The sequence below is a fragment of the Pseudoramibacter alactolyticus ATCC 23263 genome, from assembly GCF_000185505.1.
In the GTDB taxonomy this organism is placed as follows: domain Bacteria; phylum Bacillota; class Clostridia; order Eubacteriales; family Eubacteriaceae; genus Pseudoramibacter; species Pseudoramibacter alactolyticus.
Genome location: NZ_GL622359.1, coordinates 1154192 through 1173021 on the forward strand (window position 1 = coordinate 1154192; position 18830 = coordinate 1173021).

The window sequence follows — 18830 nt, forward strand, 5'->3', positions numbered from 1 at the left end:
CTCTGATTCCGGCTTTCTTAACGGCGCCGTTTTCGGCGTCTTTTTTGTTTTTCTTTTCCTCCCAATAAAAAACGCCCTTTGGGAGCAACAAGCTTTTTATTACTTTGCCTGTCATCCCCCGAAGGGAGCTTTTCATATTTTCTTCATATGTCGAATCGCTCATCCTGTCCGTTTGAGCGGACGCAACACCCTAAAAAAATACAGGCAGACAACAAGACTAAACAGCCTGCCTGATTGACCGTCACCCACGGGCGATGGGCATAGCCTCTCAGATAATCCAACAGAAATTTTAATACCGCGTATGCGCCGACCGTTAACGTCGGAGCGGGCGCCTTACTGTGAGCCATTCGCCGATCCAAAACCATAAACAATGCCAGAAAAGAGAGTGCCTCAACTGCCTGTATCGGAAACAGCCAATCTGTCACCGGCTTCCCTGCGTCCATATAGCGGATTTTCCCCGGTCCGCCATACGCGATGCCGCGGCAGCATCCGGCGAACAGACACCCAAATTTCGACAGGCCATATAACAGACCGAGGGATACCGCATACAGCTCGAAGGACTGGTCCCGTTTTTCAGGAACGATCATCGTAAAAATAACAGTTCCCAACAGCATGCCCATCGCCCCGCCAAGTCCGGTAAAACCGGCTTCTGAAAAAGAGAGCGCCTTTCCTTCCGCCGTCGCCTCCAGGAAGGCGAACAATTTTCCCCCATATAAAACACAGCCAAGATTCAGCAAAAGCGAATAGCCGGTTTGCCTCCGGACCATCCCCAAACGGCCGGCTTTGAAGAAAACATATGCGCCCCAGAAACAAAAGGCCGTCAACAGGCAAATCGCGTAGGGAGCCACAAACCAGTGCCGGATCTGAATACTCACAGCCGCCACCCTTTATCCCATCTGCGAGAACATTTTTAAAGCGCCGCCACAGGAGACGATCGTAACGGCCAAAGTCAGCAGCGCCATGGCATACAAAATCACCATCAGCCACATCAGAACTTTGCCGAAGAGATTGGCCGGATAGCGCACCCGGACATAAATGATCACCGCAAGACCGGTTATCCCCGCCAATGTGCTTGCCGCATCCAGGCGTGACACAAGCTGCGTATAGAATAAATCAGAAGCAGACCAAAACAATCTGGGAAGACGCTGCAGCATCACCGCAAAAACATCCAGCAAAACAGCCCCCACACACAGGTGGTTTGCCCGTTTGTCCTCGGCTGTGTCGTGACGGTTTTTTTGTTCGTTTTGATTCATTGCCATTATGGTTTTTTCTCCTTGCAATCCACCGCTGTGATCAACTCGCCCGCCTTCGGGCAAACAAAAAAATCATTTTTCATCGATTCAGCGCCATCTCCGCGAAGGGCCCACTTCAAAAAGCAAGGAACAAAAGGCATTCAAGCCCCCCTTCTCTTTCGCACGTCAGCTTTCCTACGGCCGGCTGGATTCTGTTTTTGTCAGTATACCATTATTCAAAAATCTTAACAACTGATTTTTATCTCCCGGCACCCTCTGCATCGCCGCGGCGTTTTGCAGGGCTTCTTTTTAAAACCGAGGCGCCATCCCCGTCGGCTTCAGCACGCCCGCGTATCGGCCCCGGCGCCGGGGCCTTAAACCCGGCCATTAAAAGCGCCCGAAGGGATGATCCCTTCGGGCGCTTTTGCCGTCGGCCGCCGACTCCGAAGCATTGACAAAAATCCGACCCGCGACCTGCTTTTATCCACCGCTCAACATGCCGGATGAAAATGCCTTAGCCGGTAATATACGCTTGACTTAGCCACCTTTGACGCTGCGTGCGCGCCGAAGGCCCCGAGCCTGGCCAGCACCGCCAGGCCGAACCGGCGAAAGCTATACGCATTCCCGAAAAGTTTTCCGATTTCCCCGCAAGACTTGAAATCATAAAACATCTTCGAAACCTGATAAAAAGCTTCCTGCAATGCCCACGGCGTCTCGTGCTTCGGCAAAAAAGTCACATTCATCATGTCGTAATCGCTCCAGCTTTGACTGATCAGCCGTCCTTCCCGCCGAAACTGCTCATAAACCGGCGTCCCCGGATAGGGCGTCAGAATCGCGGGCTGAAGCTGATAAGCCCGTATATCCTTTGCAAATTGCACCCCGGCCTGCATATCCGCCAGCGTATCCTCGTCAAGCCCCAGGACGAGACTGACGATCAGGCGGATCCGGTGTCTTGCGCAGGCCGCTGCTGCCCTTCGGATATTTTCAATGCTCTGCCCCTTGTGAATCCGGTCCAGCGCCTTTTGATTCAGCGATTCGATGCCGATCAGCACCCGTGTCAAATGCGCGTCGTGCAGCAGCGTCAAAAGTTCTTCATCCTCCGCCAGGTCGGTCCGCCCGAAAAAGAAACTTTCCCGGAAAGTGAGCCCTTCCCGGATCATGCGCCGGCAGATTTCCTTAGCCCGCTCCTTATCCGCCGTGAAATTATCGTCCTCAAAGTTCATATAGCGAAATCCCATTCGTTTGTACATGCGGATCTCCGCCATCACATTATCGATGCTCCGCCTGCGGTAAGGAGCGAACATGCGCGACGTCGTGCAGAACGTGCATCGAAAAGGACAGCCGCGGCTCGAAATCACATTGGCCGCTTCACAGGGTGTCCTCAAAATGCTGTAATCCGGAAAGGGCACCGCGTCCAGATCTTCAATCGGAATGCCCTGCACCAACCGCTCGGTCCGGCGCCCTTCCACCACATCCAATATGACCTTTTCGCCTTCGCCGACAATCACCTGATCCGCATGCTGCAAAGCTTCTTCCGGAAGCGCCGTCGGATGCATGCCGCCCAGGATTACCCTCGCCCGCGTCCTCCGGTGAATTTGATCGGCAAGCGCATATCCGCGGGGGGCGGTGGATGTCATCAGAGAAAAGCAGAAAACGTCCGTATCCTTCAGCAGCCGTCTGAACGGAACCCGCCCGTTTAATTCTTCATACACCGCCACATTGTGTCCCGCGTGCTTCAAAATGCCGCCCAGAATCAACGGCCCGGTGATGGCATTGCTCTGCCCGTAAATCTTTCCGCCCCACCGATAAGCCGGCATTCTTCGCAAGGCCGTCGTCGGAGTAATAAATACAATTTTCATTTTTATCCCCCCACAGGAACTGTTTTGCGCATACACTTGTATTAATTACATTATAGCTGTATAATTTTTTAAAACAAGGAACAGTATTGTTGCCAATGTATCGTTATGATGACAGAAAGGAAGATTTTGTACGATGGACCGCAGAATTTTAAAGACCAAAAAATGTCTGAAAGACGCTTTGCACACGCTGCTGGCACAAAAGCCACTTGAAAAGATTACCGTAACCGAAATTTGCGATGCGGCCAATACCGGCCGGCTGACCTTTTACAAACACTATACCGATAAAACCAATCTTTTGGAGGACTGCTTTCACGACATGCAAGCGGAAACCAAGCGGCGTTACGACGTTCTTCAAAAAAATAACGCGGGCAAATCGTTTCATCAAAGCTTTCTCAATTTGATGGATGCCATCATGGACGTGGCCAGCCGGGACGCCTCCACGATCGGCAAATTGTTTGCCAACGCCAATACTTTGCATATGTATTATCAATTTGTGATGGACAATCTCGAGCACTTTGAAATGAGCAGCGGCCAAAAAATCCATACCAAATACGATATGAAGGCGCTGAATTCCTTTTTAATCATGGGGCTCTGGGGATTTGTTTATGCAAACGGTCCTGATTTTGACGAAAAAACCACGCGGCGCAAAGCCCGAATGCTAATTGGCGATCTGATTAAAAGCGATCTTTTCAAATCGCCTCCCCGCCTCCGCTGATCAACCCGACCGCGCGTCAAACGCGTGGTTTTTTCTTTATGCAGCAAAAAAGACCACCCATCGGGCGGCCTTTGAGCCTTGGAATATGAATCGACTTTGAATCTTAGAGCATCGAGAGATAGCGGTCGCCGGTATCCGGAAGCAGGGCGACGATGATCTTGCCCGCGTTTTCCGGCCGCTTGGCCAGCTGCAGTGCTGCCCAGACCGCGGCCCCGGCGGAGATGCCGACCAGAATGCCCTCGCTCTTGGCGATTTGGCGCGTGGTGTCAAAGGCGTCGTCGTTCTCGACGGCGATAATTTCGTCGTAGATATCCGTGTTCAGGGTGTCCGGCACAAAGCCGGCGCCGATGCCCTGGATCTTGTGCGGGCCGCCGTGGCCTTTGGTCAGCACCGGAGAGCCCGTCGGTTCGACGCCGACGATTTTCACGCCGGGCTTCTGGGCTTTCAGGTATTCGCCGACGCCGGTCAAGGTGCCGCCGGTGCCGATGCCCGCGACAAAAATATCCACGGCGCCATCGGTGTCTTCCCAGATCTCCGGCCCGGTGGTTTCGCGGTGGGCCTTGGGGTTGGCCGGGTTGATAAACTGGCCGGGGATAAAGCTGTCCGGGGTGGCTTTCGCCAGTTCGTCCGCTTTGGCAATGGCGCCCTTCATCCCGGCTGCCCCGTCGGTGAGCACCAGCTCCGCGCCGTAATCCTTGAGCAGATTGCGGCGCTCGACAGACATGGTTTCCGGCATGGTGAGGATAACTTTATAGCCCTTGGCCGCCGCGACGGCCGCGAGGCCGATCCCGGTATTGCCGGAAGTCGGTTCGATGATGGTGGCGCCGGGCTTCAGCTGGCCCTTGGCTTCCGCGTCTTCGATCATCGCCTTGGCGATGCGGTCTTTCACGGAGCCGGCCGGATTGAAGTATTCCAATTTGGCAAGCACCCTGGCGCCGGTGCCCTCCGCTGCTTCAACGCGGGTCAGTTCGAGCAGCGGCGTTTTGCCGACGAGTTCTGTGAAGCTTTTGTAGATTTTAGACATGATTTTCCTCCTGAATTTAAATCGTTCGTTTAATCGGATCGGCCTGACCGTCAGCGAACGGCGGCAAAGGCCGTGTCGAGAGCCTCGAGCAGGTCGTTGCTGTTTTCGATGCCGATGGACAGCCGGACGGTGTTCGGATGGATGCCCTGATCTTCGAGCTCCGCATCGGTGAGCTGGGAGTGGGTGGTGGATGCAGGATGGATCACCAGGGATTTCACGTCGGCCACGTTGGCCAGCAGCGAGAAAATCGGCAGATTGTCGATGAATTTCTGCGCCGTCGCCGCATCCCCCTTGATGTCAAAGGTAAAGATGGAATCGCCGCCGTTCGGGAAATATTTATCATAATATTCGTGGCCCGGTTCGCCTTCGATCGACGGATGGTGCACCGCCGCCACCTGGGGATGCCTGTCGAGGTAGTCCACGATTTTCAGGGCATTTTCGACGTGGCGCTCCACGCGAATCGACAGGGTTTCGAGCCCTTGCAGGAAGAGAAAAGCGTGGAAGGGCGACAGAGTCGCCCCCTCATCCCGGAGCAAAATCGCGCGGATATAGGTCACAAAAGCCGCCGGCGCGGTGGCCTGGGCAAAGCTGATGCCGTGGTAGGACGGATTGGGATCGGAAATCCAGGGATATCTGCCGGACGCCGCCCAGTCGAACTTGCCGCCCTCGACAACGACGCCGCCAATGGCCGTGCCATGGCCGCCGATGAACTTGGTCGCCGAGTGAACAACAATATCCGCCCCCCATTCAAAGGGCCGAACCAGATACGGGGTGGCAAAGGTATTGTCCACCACCAGCGGCAGGCCGTGCCGGTGGGCCAGCTTTGCCCAGGCCTCAATATCCACGACGTTGCCGTTGGGATTGCCCAGGCTTTCGACGAACAGCGCTTTGGTGCTACCGTCAATAGCCGCCGCCACCGCGTCGAGATCATAAGGATCAAGCCATTTTCCGGTGATGCCGTAGTGCGGCAGGGTGTGGGCAAGCAAATTGTAGGTGCCGCCGTAAATGGTTTTGGCGGCGACGATGTTCTCGCCCTGCTGAGCCAGCGCCTGAAGGGTGTAGGTGATGGCCGCGGCGCCGGATGCGGTGGCAATGGCGCCGGTGCCGCCTTCCAGGGCCGCGATGCGTTTTTCAAAGACATCTTGGGTGGAGTTGGTGAGCCGGCCGTAAATATTGCCGGCATCCTTCAGACCGAAGCGATCCGCCGCGTGCTGTGAATCGCGGAAAACATAAGAGGTGGTGGCGTAAATCGGTACCGCGCGGGCGTCCGATGCCGGATCGGCCTGCTCCTGTCCGACGTGTAACTGCAAAGTTTCAAAACGATAAGGCATTTGATTGCTCTCTTTCTTAGTGGCTTCATTGCGAAACGCTGTAACTTCGCGCTTCGCTGATTTCTGATTTTAATGGGGATGATCGCTGCTGCTTAAAAAGAGCTGTCAGGAGCGGCGACATCGCCGCCCCTGCCCGCTCATGGTGATCGAACACATTCGGCCGCTGTAAATATTTTTCAAGTCACGTTCCATCCGAAACCTCCAAACGTTTATTACCTATCAAACTGATATTTGATGTTGCATTTATGTTAAACCTATCTCTCTGCTATGTCAAGTATAAATTTGATTTTTTGAAAATTTTTTGAATGGCATCTGCGTCCATAAAAAATTCCTCCCGTGTCGACACTTTCTTTTGATATTAACGCAAGCGATGCCCATTCGCCATCTTCACGCCGCCCGAACCTGCCGGCTGCATCGGGCACCGCCTCACCTTTTCGCCATTTAACCCATCAAAAAAGCACGGGACTTTTCCCGTGCTTTTGCGCGATCAGCGCCATGGCCGGGCCTTGCCGTCCCAGCCGCGGTCGTGCCAATAGATCTGATCCGCTTCGTTCCATCCCCGGCGCTGCAAAAACCGCATCAGGTTAAAAAACGCCTTGGTTTTAATCCCCGGGCGCAGATGCTTATGGTTTTGTTTGATTTTTTGCGCCAGCCCGGTGACCCTGCGGTCGATAGCCGCCTTGCGCCCGCCGTCGACCTCGGCCCATTTCGTTGCCCGCACGTTCAGGCCGAAACGGTAGGTTTTCGCCACGCCCCAAAAGAACGTGCTGTGCGCCATATCCTGCAGCGTGCTTTTCGTTCCGGCACCCGCCGCCGTGGCGATGCACACCGCCTGCTTATAAAACATCGCGGCCTCAGGCCGGTGCACCATCCACCGCCAGCCGTAATGGTCCAAAAAGGCCTTCATCGCGCCGGTCACGTGATAAACATAAACCGGGCTCGCGAGAATGATCACATCCGCCGCGTCCATCGCCGCCGTGATCGGAGCAAGCTTCTCGTAGTGCGGGCACAGCGTCTCCGAGCGCATAAAACACGCCGTGCACCCGGTGCAAAAATCGCCGAAATCCCGGGGCAGAAAAAATTCGGTGACCGCACCGTCCGTTCCGGCCAGTTTTTTGGCCAGCATCCACGCAATATGACAAGTCGACCCCCGATGGCTTTGCCCGTGGATCATTGTTATTTTCAACGGCTTTCCCTCCTTCATCCTTGATAAACCGATGATCATGCGCCATGCAAAAAGGCCCTGCGCCGGGCAAGGCCTTCAAACCATCGACCGTCACACTTTCAAATCCACCTCGGATAAATCGATGGCGTCCGCGTTGGCGTCCAGCACCGGCTGAACTTCCTCCGCGAGAAAATCGGCGACCTGTTGGGGCGCCCGACCGATATAAAGCGCCGGATTGAGGATGCCGGGAACCTCCTCCGCGGTGATTCCGAAGGAGCCGTCCGCCACGATGCGCGCCATCAGATCGTTGGGCTTCCCTTCTTCTTTCACGACGGCGCCCGCCTGCATCGAAAGCACGCGAATCTTTTCGTGCAGTTCCTGACGGTCGCCCCCGCGCTTCACCCCCTCCATGATGATGTTTTCCGTCGCCATGAAGGGCAGCTCGTTCATGATGTGCTGATGAATCACCTTTGGATAAACCACCAGCCCGCCGGCCACATTGTTGGCAATGCCGATGATGGCATCCACCGCGAGAAACGCTTCCGGAATGGCGATGCGCTTGTTGGCCGAGTCGTCCAGCGTACGTTCAAACCACTGGGTCGCCTGGGTAACGGCCGGGTTGAGGCTGTTCACCATCACGTAGCGCGCCAAAGAGCAGATGCGCTCGCTGCGCATGGGATTGCGTTTGTAGGCCATGGCACTCGAGCCGATCTGGGTCTTTTCGAATGGTTCTTCCACTTCCTTCAGATGCTGCAGCAGCCGGACGTCTGTCGCGAACTTGGACAGACTCTGGGCGATGCCGGAGAGCACCGCCAGCACCCGGGCGTCAAATTTGCGCGGATACGTCTGGCCGGTCACGGCATACGTCTTCTCAAAACCCATTTTTTCCGCAACCCGCTGATCGAGCTGCCTGACCTTGTCGGCATCGTTGTCGAACAAATCCATGAAGCTCGCCTGGGTCCCGGTGGTGCCCTTGGCCCCGCGCAGGCGCACCGTCGAAATCAGATATTCCAGATCCGCATAATCCATCAGAAGATCCTGCAGCCAGAGGGTGGCCCGCTTGCCCACCGTCGTCAGCTGGGCCGGCTGGAAGTGGGTGAAGCCCAAAGTCGGCAGCGATTTATAGGTATCGGCAAACCGCGCCAGCCTGGCGATGAGATTTACCAAAATCCTGCGGGTGTGCACCAACCCCTGACGGTACTGGATGATGTCGGTGTTGTCCCCCACATAGGCCGAGGTCGCCCCGAGATGGATGATGCCCCGGGCGCCCGGGCACTGATCGCCATAGGTATGCACATGAGCCATCACGTCGTGGCGCAGCTTCTTTTCGTATTTCGCCGCCAATGCATAGTCGATGTCGTCCACTTTGGCTTTTAATTCGGCAATCTGCTCGTCGCTGATGCGAAGGCCCAGCTCCTGCTCGGTCTCGGCCAGGGCCACCCAGAGGCGGCGCCAGGTCGAAAATTTGTTGTCGGCCGAAAAAATACGGCCGATTTCCTCGGATGCATAACGTTCAATCAGCGGATTTTCATAAGTTGCTTTCATCATCGCTCCTTAAAATCAAAAATCAGTCCAGCGTGCCGAAGATGCGGTCCCCCGCATCCCCAAGCCCCGGAACAATGTATTTATGCTCGTCCAGATGGCTGTCGACGGCGCAGCAGTAAATCGGCACGTCCGGATATTTGTCCGACAGGCGCGCAATGCCCTCCGGTGCCGTGAGAATTGCCGCCACCACAATATCCTCGCAGCCCTGCCGGTGCAGCAGATCGATGGTGTAGTCGATCGAGCCGCCGGTGGCCAGCATCGGATCAATAATGATGCACTTGTGCCGGTGGATATCGCTGGGAAATTTCTGATAATAGGCGATCGGCGCATGGGTCGTTTCATCCCGCTGGACGCCGACGTTCAGGATCTGCACGTCCGGATACACATCGGTAAAGCCGGAAACCATGCCGATGCCCGCCCGCAGAATCGGAACGATCGCCAAAGGCTGCTGCAAATCGATACGCTTTTGCAGCGTGCGGCACAGCGGGGTTTCGATTTCAACCGTTTTGGTCGGCAGGGTCGCCCCGATTTCATACGCGATAAAACCGCTGATTTCCTTCACGATTTCCCGGAATTTGCGATTGCCGGTCTTGGTCATGCGCAGCACGGTCAGCCGGTCGGTTACCAGCGGATTGTCGATGACGTGAACGTTCTCCGGAAGGATGAAAGTCTTGCCGGAATCATCTGAATTTGCCATAAACGCCTCCATTTCGAATTCTTGAATGCATTTTCTAATTATTATACTCGGGATATCGGCCGCATTGCAACCGCCTTTTATCTTCCAGCGGCAAACCCGTTCAAAAACGCTTCAATGCGGTCAAAGCCCTTGTCGATGGTCGCGCGGTCCACCGTATAGGCAAAGCGCACAAAGCCGTCGGCGCCGAACGCCTCCCCGGGAATCGTCACCACCTGCTTCGCCTCGAGCAGCTGCATCGAAAAGGCGGTGGCCGTTTCAAAGGGTGTGGCCGGATCGGCCAACAGCGGGCGCACGTCCACAAAAATATAAAAGGTGCCGTCCGGCGGCAGGTAGGAAAGCCCCAGCGCGTCCAGCCGGGCCGTCATGGTTTTGCGGCGCGCCGCGTATTCGGCGATCATCGGCGCGATCCTGCCCGCCCGCCCCCGCAGCGCCGCAATCCCCGCATGTTGGGAGATGGTGGACGGATGGGAGAGGGTGTGCCCCTGGATTTTGTTCATCCCGGCGGCAATCCAGGCCGGCGCCGCCGCCCAGCCCAGCCGCCAGCCGGTCATCGCGAAGGTTTTGCTAAAGCCGTTGACGACAATCGTCCGCGCTTTAATCGCCTCGCCCAACGCGGCGATGCTCACCGCCGCCGCATCGGGATCATACACAAAGGCTTCATAAATCTCGTCGGAGATCACCACGAGATCCTCCGCCACAATCACCTCCGCCAGCGCTGTTAGCTCCTCTTTGCGGTACACCTGACCGGTGGGATTCACCGGCGTGTTGAGCATAACGACCTTGGTTCGCCCGGTCACCGCTGCCGCGAGCGCCTGCGCCGTCATTTTAAAACCGTCTGCCGGATCGGTGTCCACAATCACCGGAACGCCTCCGGCGAGTTTAACCATTTCGGTGTAGCTCACCCAATAGGGCCGGGGTATGATGACCTCGTCCCCCGGATCAAGCAAAGTCTGCAGACTCACCGCCAGCGCACTTTTCGCACCGCTGGTCACCACGATGTTTGCCGGCGTGTAATGCAGGTGATTTTCTCCTTCAAGCTTGTCGCAGATGGCTTCCCGCAGGGCATAAACCCCGGCCACCGCGTCGTATTTGGTATAGCCCGCATCGATGGCAGCCTTGGCCCCATCACCGATATAAGCGGGCGTGTCAAAATCCGGCTCGCCGGTGCCGAAGCGCACCACATCCGCGCCGGCGTCGGTCAGCGCCGCGGCCTTTTCAGCCAGGGCCAGCGTCAGCGAATCGCTGCAGCGGTCAATCTTTTCGGAACATTTTAATCGGGTGGTCATGCTTTCGCCTTTCTTTCGTCGTCTTCGTAAATTTCGTAAATGCGTTCGATGCGGCTTGCCCGGCCGGTGACCGAATCCACGTCGATCACCACACCGCCGAGCTGCCAGGGTTTTTCCTTCTCGACTTCGTAGCGCGCCGGCATTTTAGCGATCATCTGGTGCAGAATGATGTCTTTTTTCACGCCGATCACCCCGTTTAACGGACCGGTCATGCCCAGATCGGTGATATAAGCCGTGCCGCCGGGCAAAACCCGCGCGTCCGCCGTCTGCACATGGGTGTGGGTGCCGACCACCGCGCTCGCTTTTCCGTCGAGGTAATAACCCATGGCGATCTTTTCGCTGGTAGTCTCCGCGTGAAAATCCACCAGAAAAATATCGCTGTTCGCCCGGATTTCGGCCATCGCGGCGTCAATGGCCGCAAAGGGCGAGTCCAGCGCCTCCATAAAGGTCTGCCCCGACGCGTTGAGCACGCAGGCCCGCACCCCGTCCCAGTCGTAAAAGGCGTAGCCCCGGCCCGGCGCGTTCTTCGGATAATTCAGCGGCCGCACAATCTGCGGATAGCCGCCGATATAATCCGCGGTCTCCCGCTGCTTCCACACATGGTTGCCCATGGTCAGCACGTCGATGTCCAGGGCGAGCAGCTGCCTGGCGTTTTTTTCCGTCAGGCCGTTGCCGCCGGAGGCGTTCTCGCCGTTGACTACGACTCGGTCCGCCCGAAAACGTTTCTTCAAATCGGCCAGATGCTCGCGAAGAACCGTTCGGCCCGGTCGCCCCACCACATCGCCGATCATCATAATTCTCATGCACTTCTCCTCGTCTTATCAAAAAAGGAAGGGTCTCCCCTTCCTCGTTGCAATTTATTTAGCGTAATCCACCGCGCGGATTTCCCGGATCAGGTTGACCTTGACGTTGCCGGGATATTCCATTTCAGACTCGATCTTCTTGGCGATATCCTTGGCCAAAAGATTCATCCCCTCGTCGTTGACATCTTCCGGCTTCACCATGACCCGCACCTCGCGGCCGGCCTGAATGGCAAAGGACTTCTCGACGCCTTCAAAGGAAGTCGCGATCTTTTCGAGGTCCTGCAGCCGCTGCACATAGGAGCCCAGGGTTTCTCTGCGGGCGCCCGGTCTTGCCGCCGAGATGGCGTCGGCCGCCTGCACCAGCACGGCCTCGATGGTCTGTGCCTCCACATCGCCGTGGTGCGCTTCCACCGCGTGAATCACGGCCTTGCTTTCTTTATGCTTTTTCAGCACGTTCACGCCGATTTCCACGTGATTGCCTTCGACTTCGTGGTCGATGGATTTGCCGATGTCGTGAAGCAGGCCGGCGCGCTTGGCGATTTTCACGTTGGCGTCGAGCTCTGCGGCCATCATGCCTGCGAGATAGGACACTTCGACGGAATGCCTGAGCACGTTCTGGCCGTAGCTGGTTCGGAATTTAAGCCGGCCCAGCAGCCTGACAATTTCCGGATGCACGTTGTGAATCCCGGTGTCAAAGCAGGCCCGTTCGCCCACCTCTTTAATCTGGGCATCCAATTCCTTGCGGCATTTATTCACGACTTCTTCGATGCGGGCCGGGTGGATGCGCCCGTCGACAATCAGCCGTTCAAGCGCCATGCGGGCCACTTCCCGGCGAATCGGATCGAAGCCGGAGAGCACCACCGCTTCCGGCGTGTCGTCAATGATCAGATCGATCCCCGTCATCTTTTCGAGGGCACGGATGTTGCGGCCCTCCCGGCCGATGATGCGCCCCTTCATTTCGTCGCTGGGCAGATTGACGACGGAAACCGTCGATTCCGCCACATGATCCGCCGCGTAACGCTGGATGGACTGAGCGACAATTTCGTTGGCTCTTTTATTGGCGTCGGCTTTGGCCTCGTCCTCGATGCGCTTGGCAAGAACCGCCGCGTCGGCCCGGGCTTCCCGGCTGACCTCTTCCATCAGCACATCCCTGGCTTCGTCCCGGGACATGCCGGCCACCCGTTCGAGCTCCGCCATTTTTTCGTCCATCATGCCGGCGAGCTTTTTCTGCTTCTGATCGAGCTCTTTGCCGCGTCGGTCGAGCTTTTCCCGGCTTTTGTCTAAACTGGCATTTTTCCGATCCAGGTTTTCTTCTTTTTTCATCAGGCGATTTTCCATTTTCTGGAGCTCGCTGCGGCGTTCGCGATTCTCCGCTTCGTGGGTTTCCTTGATCTGAATCACTTCTTCTTTCGCATTGAACAGCATTTCTTTTTTCTGGGTTTCGCCTTCTCTAACCGCGTCTTCGACAATGCGCTTGGCCTCAGCCTCTGCCGAGCCGAGCTTGGCCTCCGACGTCATTTTTCGAATCATATAACCGGCGATCAGGGCAATCACAATGCCGACCGCCAAAATGATATTCACGATCATTGGTCGATGCCACCTCCTGTATTAAATTTTGTGTTGATTTATGCATTGATTTTTTTACACAACTTCTGTTTTATTTTACCCTTAAATGTTGCAAAGGTCAATAAAAGCAGCGGCGCCGGCGAAAACTTTTCCATATGTTTTGCGCGATGTTTTGCGCGCAGGCACACCGCGGTTTTCGGCCGGTGAGCCGTCGGGCACATTGGCATTCGGCCGGCACTCGGCGCGCGCCCTGAGCGCCGGCGGCGGGTAAAACTCTTTTCTTAAACGGTCATTTTTCCTGCGGCCATTTTTCTTGAATCATCCCGGCGCCGCTTGCAAACGGCCGGGGCTTCTGATAGAATAATCAGCGTTTTAGCCGGCGGCCTCTGCGCCGCTGCCCACGACCCCTCGTGATTTCACACCCCTTTCGAAAGAAGATGATTAACCATGTTGTTTCAGCGCTTCACCGCGCGCATCCGACAAAATGAACACGCGCTCGGCATCATTTATATTGTCGCTTCTGCTTTCTGCTTTTCACTGATGAGCTTTTTTATCCGCCGCGCCGGCAATCTGCCCACCATGCAAAAGGCCTTTTTCCGCAATTTCGTCGCTCTGCTTGTGGCCACGATCATGCTTTTGCGCACCCCGGAAAAATTTCACATGCAAAAGGGCAGCGCCCCCGATCTGCTCATGCGCGCGTTATTTGGCACCTGCGGCCTGATCGCCAATTTCTACGCCATCGACCGGCTCGGCCTCGCCGATGCGAACGTGCTCAACAAGATGGCGCCGTTCTTCGCCATCCTCGCCTCGGCCCTCATCCTGAACGAAAAGCCCAACCGCATCGAGATCTTCTCGGTGATCATCGCCTTTACGGGTGCGCTTTTCGTGGTCAAGCCCACCGCGGGTCTGGCGAGCCTGCCGGCCCTGATCGGACTTTTCGGCGGCTTCGGCGCCGGCACCGCCTACACCTTTGTGCGCAAGCTCGGCATGCACGGCGAGCGCGGCCCGCTGATCGTCTTTTGCTTTTCGGCCTTTTCGGTGCTGATATGCACCCCGACGATCATTTTTCACTATGTGCCCATGACCCCGGGTCAGCTGGGCACTCTGCTGATCGGCGGGATCGCGGCGGCCGGCGGTCAGCTGACCGTCACCGCGGCCTACACCCACGCGCCGGCCCGGGAAATCTCAGTTTTTGACTATGCGCAGGTGCTTTTCGCCGCTCTTTGGGGATTTCTCTTTTTCGGGGAAGTCTCCGATATTTACAGCATCATTGGCTACGTGCTGATCATCGGCACCGCAGTCGCCAAATGGCTTGTCGCCGTCCATTTGGCGCCGCAAAAAAAAGCGCAGCAAAAAACGGCGTAACCGCTTGGGGGCTTCGGCCCCTTTTTTGTTACGCCGCCGAATGGAGGTTGCTTATGACTTTGTTATCCCAATGCGTTGCAAATTATACCGCCCTGACCGCCCAAAATCACCAAATTGCCGTCGCCGCGGTGAACACGATCGTTTTTCTCGCGGGATTCGTCGGCTTCGGGCTGCTGATCCGGCTCGTCGCCGACGGCCTCACGGCGCTTCTCGGTCTGGCCATCGGCCGCGCACCGGCTTTTACCGTCCGCAACTATCTCACCTATCCAGGCGTTGTCCACCACGAGCTGGCCCACGCCCTGTTCGCCTGGATCGCCGGCGCCCGCGTCGAACGCATCACCCTGCGCCCCGCCGGCGACACGCTGGGCTCTGTGCAGTTCACGCCCCGGGGCGCCGCGCTTCGCCAATCGCTGCAGCTCACCCTGTCGGCCATTGCACCGGTGGTTTGCGGCACATTAACGCTCACTCTCTTGATGCCGCGGCTGCTCCCCTGGTGTCAGACGCTTTGGCAGCGCGCGCTCTGGGGCTATTTTGCCGTATCGGTCTTCTTTCACATGGATTTAAGCCCTCAGGATGTCCGCGTCGCGCTGCGGGGGCTGCCGCTTTGCGCGCTTTTGTTTTTTCTCATCACGCTGGCGCTGCTGCTTTTCGGCATCAACGATCTGACACTGATCCTTTCGGCGCTTCAGACAGGCTTTTAAGCAGGGCGTAAAAATCCGGCGCCGCCCGGTCGAGACGCACCGGCCGCCCCTCGGCGTCCACAAAACAATGCTCTGTCTCCCCGGCGAATACCCGGTGGCCATTGGCCGCCTTCACCACGTCATAGCGCAGCCAAAAGCGCAGGCCCTTCAGCCGCGACAGCCGCACGGTGATCGCCACCTCGTCGGGAAACGTCGTGCTCTCTTTGTATTCTCCGCTTAACGCCAGCACCGGCGCGTCGAGCCCCGCTGCTGTCAGTCTGTCATAGGGCCAGCCCAGCTGGGCCAGCCAATCGATGCGGGCTTCCTCCAGCCAGCGCACAACATTCGCGTGGTGGGTGATGCCCATGCCGTCCGTTTCGTAATAATGCACCCGCCGGCGGTAGGCCTTCATTTCGCGTTCCACCCTCATGATTTCACCGCCAAACGCTGACGGCTGTCGTAGCCTGCCCTTTTAAATTCAGAGAACAGCAGCTCGGCCTGCGCCAATCGGATCTCCAGCAGATACAGGGGCGTCGGCAATGCTTTAAGCGCCGCCTCATCGATGCCCCGCACAGCACAAAGCGCTTGATAGGTCGCCGTATTCGGGGCGATCACCGATGCCGTCCCCGCAATCTGCACGCCGGCGAGCCTGTTCATGCCGGCATCCGGCTCGTACACCGCCGCCGCCACCTTAGCATTATGCGCCAGGCCGTCAAATTTGTGACCGCCTTCTGTAAAAATATAAATTTTGCCTTCATGCCAAAGGTATTCAAGCGGCGTGCATCGAAGCCGATCGCCGCTTCCCGTAGCCAGTGCCAACGTTTGATGCGCCGCTAAAAACGCATCCAATTTCGCTTCGAGCGCAGCTCGGGGCATTTTTTGTTCCGGCGGCGCTGCCGCGGCTTTTTCATCCCAAAAACGGGCTGCCCTTTCAAAATCCATCTCACACCTCTTCCTCAAATGCTTCGAATCGGTGGGTTTCCACCGTAAAACGCTGCAAAAACAATTTATCGCCGCCGTCAGCACGCTCGTCATCCGCTTCGTACCCGGGAATGCCGGCCCGGGCTTTCACGGCCGCCACCTGCTCCGGCGCCGTGGCGATGTTTTCCATCCCCGGCAACACCCATCCCCGGCGCAGTCCCTTTTCCGCCACCAGCCCATCGTGCGACGGGTCCAACGCGGAGGGATCGTCTACATCTTCCGGCGCGCCCAACACGCTAACTGTCACCGCGAGCTGCGGCAATTCCCGGCTTTCCACCGGGAAAAACCTCGGATCCTCACGTACCGCCGCGATGGCCTGGCGCGTGATCTCTTCCGCTAAGGTGGGCACGGTGGGGCGCAGGGCACCGGCTTCCCCGCGCAGCTCGCCGTCCTTATCGACGTGAACCATCACACCGGCCATCTCCGTCAGCAGCCGCTCTTTGGCCCCGCCCGGCCCCAGCGTATCCAGATACGCCCGCGCATCCAACTGTCTTCCCTCTCGCACCCAAGCCTCGATGGCCGCCATCGCCAGGGACACAAAGGGATCCCCCGTTTGAAGCAGCCGCCGATGCCGCTCGGCCGTCGCCTGTTCATAGCGGCGCAACAAACTTTCATAGGTCGGGTCTGCCGCGCTTAAATCGTAATCGATCCAGCCGCCGAACTGCACCCGGCCGCTGGCCGTTTCCCGGGAGAAGACCGCGGTTTTGGTGCAAATGCCGTCCAGCGCGCCCAGGGCCGCCACCCAGGCCGTAAGCCCGGAGACCTTGTGCTCATAGGCCCGGCGCGGCTGCCCCAGCAAGGCGTAAAAATCCTGCGCCGCCACCGCATCGGTCAATTGTCCGGCCAGCGCCAGACCGCCGCGATCGTCTCCGAGCTGCAGCGGGGTGCACACCAAAATCACCGTGTCCCGCGCCGTCGTCTCGACGGCCTGGCGCAGGGCGCGCCCCACCTGATATTGGGTGTAAAGGCCCGCGTCCCCCACTTCCGCCGCCGCCAGACGATAATCCGGATAAACCCGGTCGACCGCCGCGAGCACCGCCGCCATCGACCCGGGCAGCGCCGGGTCAAGCTGCCAGCGCTTCACCGCCGTGTCGTTTAAATACAGCGGCTCGCAGGCCAATTCGCTCAGGCGGTCCCGCCAGGCATCCATCAATGCGAGATCGCCCTGCCTGGCCGGCCCTGCCGCATCCGCTGCCGTCAGCTTCGGGCGGTAATAGATCGTCAGCGCGCCGCCGGCGCCCCCCGCCGAAAGGCACGCGATGGTCTTCGGCCGAATCCGCGCAATCTGCCGCGCCAAAGCTTTGAGTCCCTGTTGACCGACTTCGCCGCCGTCGGCGGCCGCCAGCCCCACACCCTTTAAATACATCGCATTCTCCTGTCGATTTTTATGCAAGCATTCGCTTTTTTATGCTACACTGATTATGAACGAATAAACAAATTCTGTGAATTTTGTTCTTTCATCCGCCCTTCACGCTTATTATACACAAGATGCGCCCATTTTAAAACGATGGCCGCGCGCACCCCGAAAGGAGTTTCCCATGTCTGAAATGCTCTCTCATTATTTTTGTGCCCAGGACGCCAAAGCCGCCCTGCCCGACACCTCAGCGCTCAAGGCCGCGATCGCCGCCCATCCGGATGCCTATAACCTCGGCGCCCAGGGGCCGGACTTTTTCTTTTATGATCTGCTGCCCGTGCCGGGGCGCCACAATTTTCACATCAAATACGGCAGCCTGATTCACGGCAACGCCGTCGACGCGTTCTTTACCGCCGGCTGGCGTGCCTGCCGGGCGCTGGCCGGCCACGCCCGGGAAATCGCCGCGGCGTATCTCGCCGGCTTCACCGTGCATCACTGCCTCGACAGCCAGGCTCATCCCTTTATTTATTACCACACCGGCCAGTATCAGCACGACAAAGCCACGCGCATCTTCGCCTATCTGCACAAATATTTTGAGGTGCTTCTCGACACCGCCTATCTGCAAAACGAATACCAGATGCTCGCCGTCGACTGCGACTTTAAAAAATGCTTTGCCGCGACCCGGGAAGCGCTGGCCGTGCTCGAGCCCCTTATCATCCGAATCATGCGCGAAACCTTCGGCGTCCCGCTCCATCCCGGCGATGTGGCGCTGGCCGTTCGCGGCGCGTGCGCCGTTGCATCCCTCCTCGCGGACCCGAATGACCGCAAGAAAAAATGCCTGCGCCCCATCGAACACCTTGTCCGCGAGGATCTGGCGCTTTCCCGCGCGCTTTATCCCCAGTACACCAACGAACCGCTGGTGCTCAACCTCGCCCATAATCCCTGGCGCCATCCGGTTACCGGGGAGGTCCGCAGCGAAAGCTACGTCGATTTGATGCACAGCGCCAAAAAACGCGCCGTCGCCCGCTTCGAAAATCTGGAGGCCATCGCCGCCGGAGACGCGCCCGTCACCACCGAGGCCATCCACAAACTTTACGGCAACGCGTCCTACCTCACCGGTCTCGACCTCGATATGGATCAGACCATGCAGTATTTCGATATTATTTTCCTGAAGCACGCGCATCTGCTGAACGGGTTTTAAACTGTCGAATCCCGATGCGCCGCGTT

18 protein-coding genes are annotated in these 18830 nt (G+C 57.5%); 4 read left to right on the top strand and 14 right to left on the bottom strand.

Annotated features, from left to right (window positions below; genetic code table 11):
• Nucleotides 1-143 precede the first annotated feature (143 nt).
• The 3 genes from HMPREF0721_RS05420 to HMPREF0721_RS05430 all read right to left on the bottom strand — a co-directional run bounded on the left by HMPREF0721_RS05420 (nt 144) and on the right by HMPREF0721_RS05430 (nt 3091).
• A complete protein-coding gene (locus tag HMPREF0721_RS05420) occupies nt 144-875 on the bottom strand; it encodes a prolipoprotein diacylglyceryl transferase family protein (RefSeq protein WP_169310215.1) in 732 nt (243 codons plus the stop codon).
• A gap of 12 nt (nt 876-887) precedes the next feature.
• Nucleotides 888-1259, bottom strand: coding sequence for a hypothetical protein (locus HMPREF0721_RS05425; RefSeq protein ID WP_006598604.1), 372 nt, complete (start codon nt 1257-1259; stop codon nt 888-890).
• A 464-nt stretch (nt 1260-1723) separates the two neighbouring features.
• Nucleotides 1724-3091 (bottom strand): B12-binding domain-containing radical SAM protein, encoded by a 1368-nt coding sequence (locus tag HMPREF0721_RS05430; protein WP_006598607.1) that lies wholly within the window; start codon nt 3089-3091, stop codon nt 1724-1726.
• A 133-nt stretch (nt 3092-3224) separates the two neighbouring features.
• Between HMPREF0721_RS05430 and HMPREF0721_RS05435 the strand changes: the two genes are divergently transcribed.
• Entirely contained in the window at nt 3225-3806 is a 582-nt protein-coding gene (locus HMPREF0721_RS05435; RefSeq protein ID WP_006598608.1) for a TetR/AcrR family transcriptional regulator, read from the top strand.
• 103 nt (nt 3807-3909) lie between these two features.
• Here HMPREF0721_RS05435 and cysK read toward each other — a convergent pair whose 3' ends face one another.
• The 8 genes from cysK to rny all read right to left on the bottom strand — a co-directional run bounded on the left by cysK (nt 3910) and on the right by rny (nt 13244).
• A complete protein-coding gene (gene cysK, locus HMPREF0721_RS05440; RefSeq protein WP_006598609.1) occupies nt 3910-4830 on the bottom strand; it encodes a cysteine synthase A in 921 nt (306 codons plus the stop codon).
• 50 nt (nt 4831-4880) lie between these two features.
• Complete coding sequence (locus tag HMPREF0721_RS05445) at nt 4881-6161, bottom strand: O-acetylhomoserine aminocarboxypropyltransferase/cysteine synthase family protein (protein WP_006598610.1); 1281 nt, start codon at nt 6159-6161, stop codon at nt 4881-4883.
• A 487-nt stretch (nt 6162-6648) separates the two neighbouring features.
• Complete coding sequence (locus HMPREF0721_RS05450) at nt 6649-7347, bottom strand: flavodoxin family protein (protein ID WP_040639938.1); 699 nt, start codon at nt 7345-7347, stop codon at nt 6649-6651.
• A gap of 90 nt (nt 7348-7437) precedes the next feature.
• Nucleotides 7438-8871 (bottom strand): adenylosuccinate lyase, encoded by a 1434-nt coding sequence (gene purB / locus HMPREF0721_RS05455; RefSeq protein ID WP_040639939.1) that lies wholly within the window; start codon nt 8869-8871, stop codon nt 7438-7440.
• Nucleotides 8872-8893: 22 nt separating this feature from the next.
• Nucleotides 8894-9568 carry a uracil phosphoribosyltransferase gene (gene upp / locus HMPREF0721_RS05460; RefSeq protein ID WP_156788702.1) on the bottom strand — a complete coding sequence of 225 codons (675 nt, stop codon included), beginning with the start codon at nt 9566-9568 and terminating at the stop codon, nt 8894-8896.
• Between the two features lie 77 nt (nt 9569-9645).
• Nucleotides 9646-10854, bottom strand: a complete 1209-nt coding sequence (locus tag HMPREF0721_RS05465) for a pyridoxal phosphate-dependent aminotransferase (RefSeq protein ID WP_006598615.1) — start codon at nt 10852-10854, stop codon at nt 9646-9648.
• Nucleotides 10851-11657: a TIGR00282 family metallophosphoesterase gene (locus HMPREF0721_RS05470; RefSeq protein WP_006598616.1), complete on the bottom strand. Its 807-nt coding sequence runs from the start codon at nt 11655-11657 to the stop codon at nt 10851-10853. Before HMPREF0721_RS05470 ends, HMPREF0721_RS05465 begins: the two co-directional genes overlap by 4 nt.
• Before the next feature lie 54 nt (nt 11658-11711).
• Nucleotides 11712-13244 carry a ribonuclease Y gene (gene rny / locus HMPREF0721_RS05475; RefSeq protein WP_006598617.1) on the bottom strand — a complete coding sequence of 511 codons (1533 nt, stop codon included), beginning with the start codon at nt 13242-13244 and terminating at the stop codon, nt 11712-11714.
• Between the two features lie 426 nt (nt 13245-13670).
• Here rny and HMPREF0721_RS05480 point away from each other — a divergent pair, with 426 nt between their 5' ends.
• Nucleotides 13671-14588: a DMT family transporter gene (locus HMPREF0721_RS05480; protein WP_006598619.1), complete on the top strand. Its 918-nt coding sequence runs from the start codon at nt 13671-13673 to the stop codon at nt 14586-14588.
• Between the two features lie 53 nt (nt 14589-14641).
• A complete protein-coding gene (locus HMPREF0721_RS05485) occupies nt 14642-15289 on the top strand; it encodes a hypothetical protein (RefSeq protein ID WP_006598620.1) in 648 nt (215 codons plus the stop codon).
• Here HMPREF0721_RS05485 and HMPREF0721_RS05490 read toward each other — a convergent pair.
• Genes HMPREF0721_RS05490 through HMPREF0721_RS05500 form a run of 3 tightly spaced genes read right to left on the bottom strand, consistent with a single transcriptional unit; the run spans nt 15243 to nt 17615 of the window.
• Nucleotides 15243-15698 (bottom strand): acyl-CoA thioesterase, encoded by a 456-nt coding sequence (locus HMPREF0721_RS05490; protein ID WP_006598621.1) that lies wholly within the window; start codon nt 15696-15698, stop codon nt 15243-15245. The genes HMPREF0721_RS05485 and HMPREF0721_RS05490 overlap by 47 nt on opposite strands.
• Nucleotides 15695-16210, bottom strand: a complete 516-nt coding sequence (locus HMPREF0721_RS05495; protein ID WP_006598622.1) for a pyridoxamine 5'-phosphate oxidase family protein — start codon at nt 16208-16210, stop codon at nt 15695-15697. The genes HMPREF0721_RS05490 and HMPREF0721_RS05495 overlap by 4 nt, the downstream gene beginning before the upstream one ends.
• Nucleotide 16211: 1 nt before the next feature.
• The gene (locus tag HMPREF0721_RS05500; protein ID WP_006598623.1) at nt 16212-17615 is read right to left on the bottom strand and encodes an AMMECR1 domain-containing protein; all 1404 of its coding nucleotides are present in this window, start codon (nt 17613-17615) and stop codon (nt 16212-16214) included.
• Between the two features lie 172 nt (nt 17616-17787).
• Here HMPREF0721_RS05500 and HMPREF0721_RS05505 point away from each other — a divergent pair, with 172 nt between their 5' ends.
• Nucleotides 17788-18804 carry a zinc dependent phospholipase C family protein gene (locus HMPREF0721_RS05505; protein WP_006598624.1) on the top strand — a complete coding sequence of 339 codons (1017 nt, stop codon included), beginning with the start codon at nt 17788-17790 and terminating at the stop codon, nt 18802-18804.
• Nucleotides 18805-18830: the final 26 nt, after the last annotated feature.

Bases quoted from the DNA above. Each gene is read 5' to 3' on its own strand.
- HMPREF0721_RS05425 (WP_006598604.1), bottom strand. From the start codon at position 1,259: ATGGCAATGAATCAAAACGAACAAAAAAACCGTCACGACACAGCCGAG.
- HMPREF0721_RS05490 (WP_006598621.1), bottom strand. From the start codon at position 15,698: ATGAGGGTGGAACGCGAAATGAAGGCCTACCGCCGGCGGGTGCATTAT.
- HMPREF0721_RS05435 (WP_006598608.1), top strand. From the start codon at position 3,225: ATGGACCGCAGAATTTTAAAGACCAAAAAATGTCTGAAAGACGCTTTG.
- rny (WP_006598617.1), bottom strand. From the start codon at position 13,244: ATGATCGTGAATATCATTTTGGCGGTCGGCATTGTGATTGCCCTGATC.
- HMPREF0721_RS05445 (WP_006598610.1), bottom strand. From the start codon at position 6,161: ATGCCTTATCGTTTTGAAACTTTGCAGTTACACGTCGGACAGGAGCAG.
- HMPREF0721_RS05465 (WP_006598615.1), bottom strand. From the start codon at position 10,854: ATGACCACCCGATTAAAATGTTCCGAAAAGATTGACCGCTGCAGCGAT.
- HMPREF0721_RS05470 (WP_006598616.1), bottom strand. From the start codon at position 11,657: ATGAGAATTATGATGATCGGCGATGTGGTGGGGCGACCGGGCCGAACG.
- HMPREF0721_RS05505 (WP_006598624.1), top strand. From the start codon at position 17,788: ATGTCTGAAATGCTCTCTCATTATTTTTGTGCCCAGGACGCCAAAGCC.
- HMPREF0721_RS05495 (WP_006598622.1), bottom strand. From the start codon at position 16,210: ATGGATTTTGAAAGGGCAGCCCGTTTTTGGGATGAAAAAGCCGCGGCA.
- purB (WP_040639939.1), bottom strand. From the start codon at position 8,871: ATGAAAGCAACTTATGAAAATCCGCTGATTGAACGTTATGCATCCGAG.
- HMPREF0721_RS05485 (WP_006598620.1), top strand. From the start codon at position 14,642: ATGACTTTGTTATCCCAATGCGTTGCAAATTATACCGCCCTGACCGCC.
- HMPREF0721_RS05500 (WP_006598623.1), bottom strand. From the start codon at position 17,615: ATGTATTTAAAGGGTGTGGGGCTGGCGGCCGCCGACGGCGGCGAAGTC.
- upp (WP_156788702.1), bottom strand. From the start codon at position 9,568: ATGGCAAATTCAGATGATTCCGGCAAGACTTTCATCCTTCCGGAGAAC.
- HMPREF0721_RS05430 (WP_006598607.1), bottom strand. From the start codon at position 3,091: ATGAAAATTGTATTTATTACTCCGACGACGGCCTTGCGAAGAATGCCG.
- HMPREF0721_RS05480 (WP_006598619.1), top strand. From the start codon at position 13,671: ATGTTGTTTCAGCGCTTCACCGCGCGCATCCGACAAAATGAACACGCG.
- cysK (WP_006598609.1), bottom strand. From the start codon at position 4,830: ATGTCTAAAATCTACAAAAGCTTCACAGAACTCGTCGGCAAAACGCCG.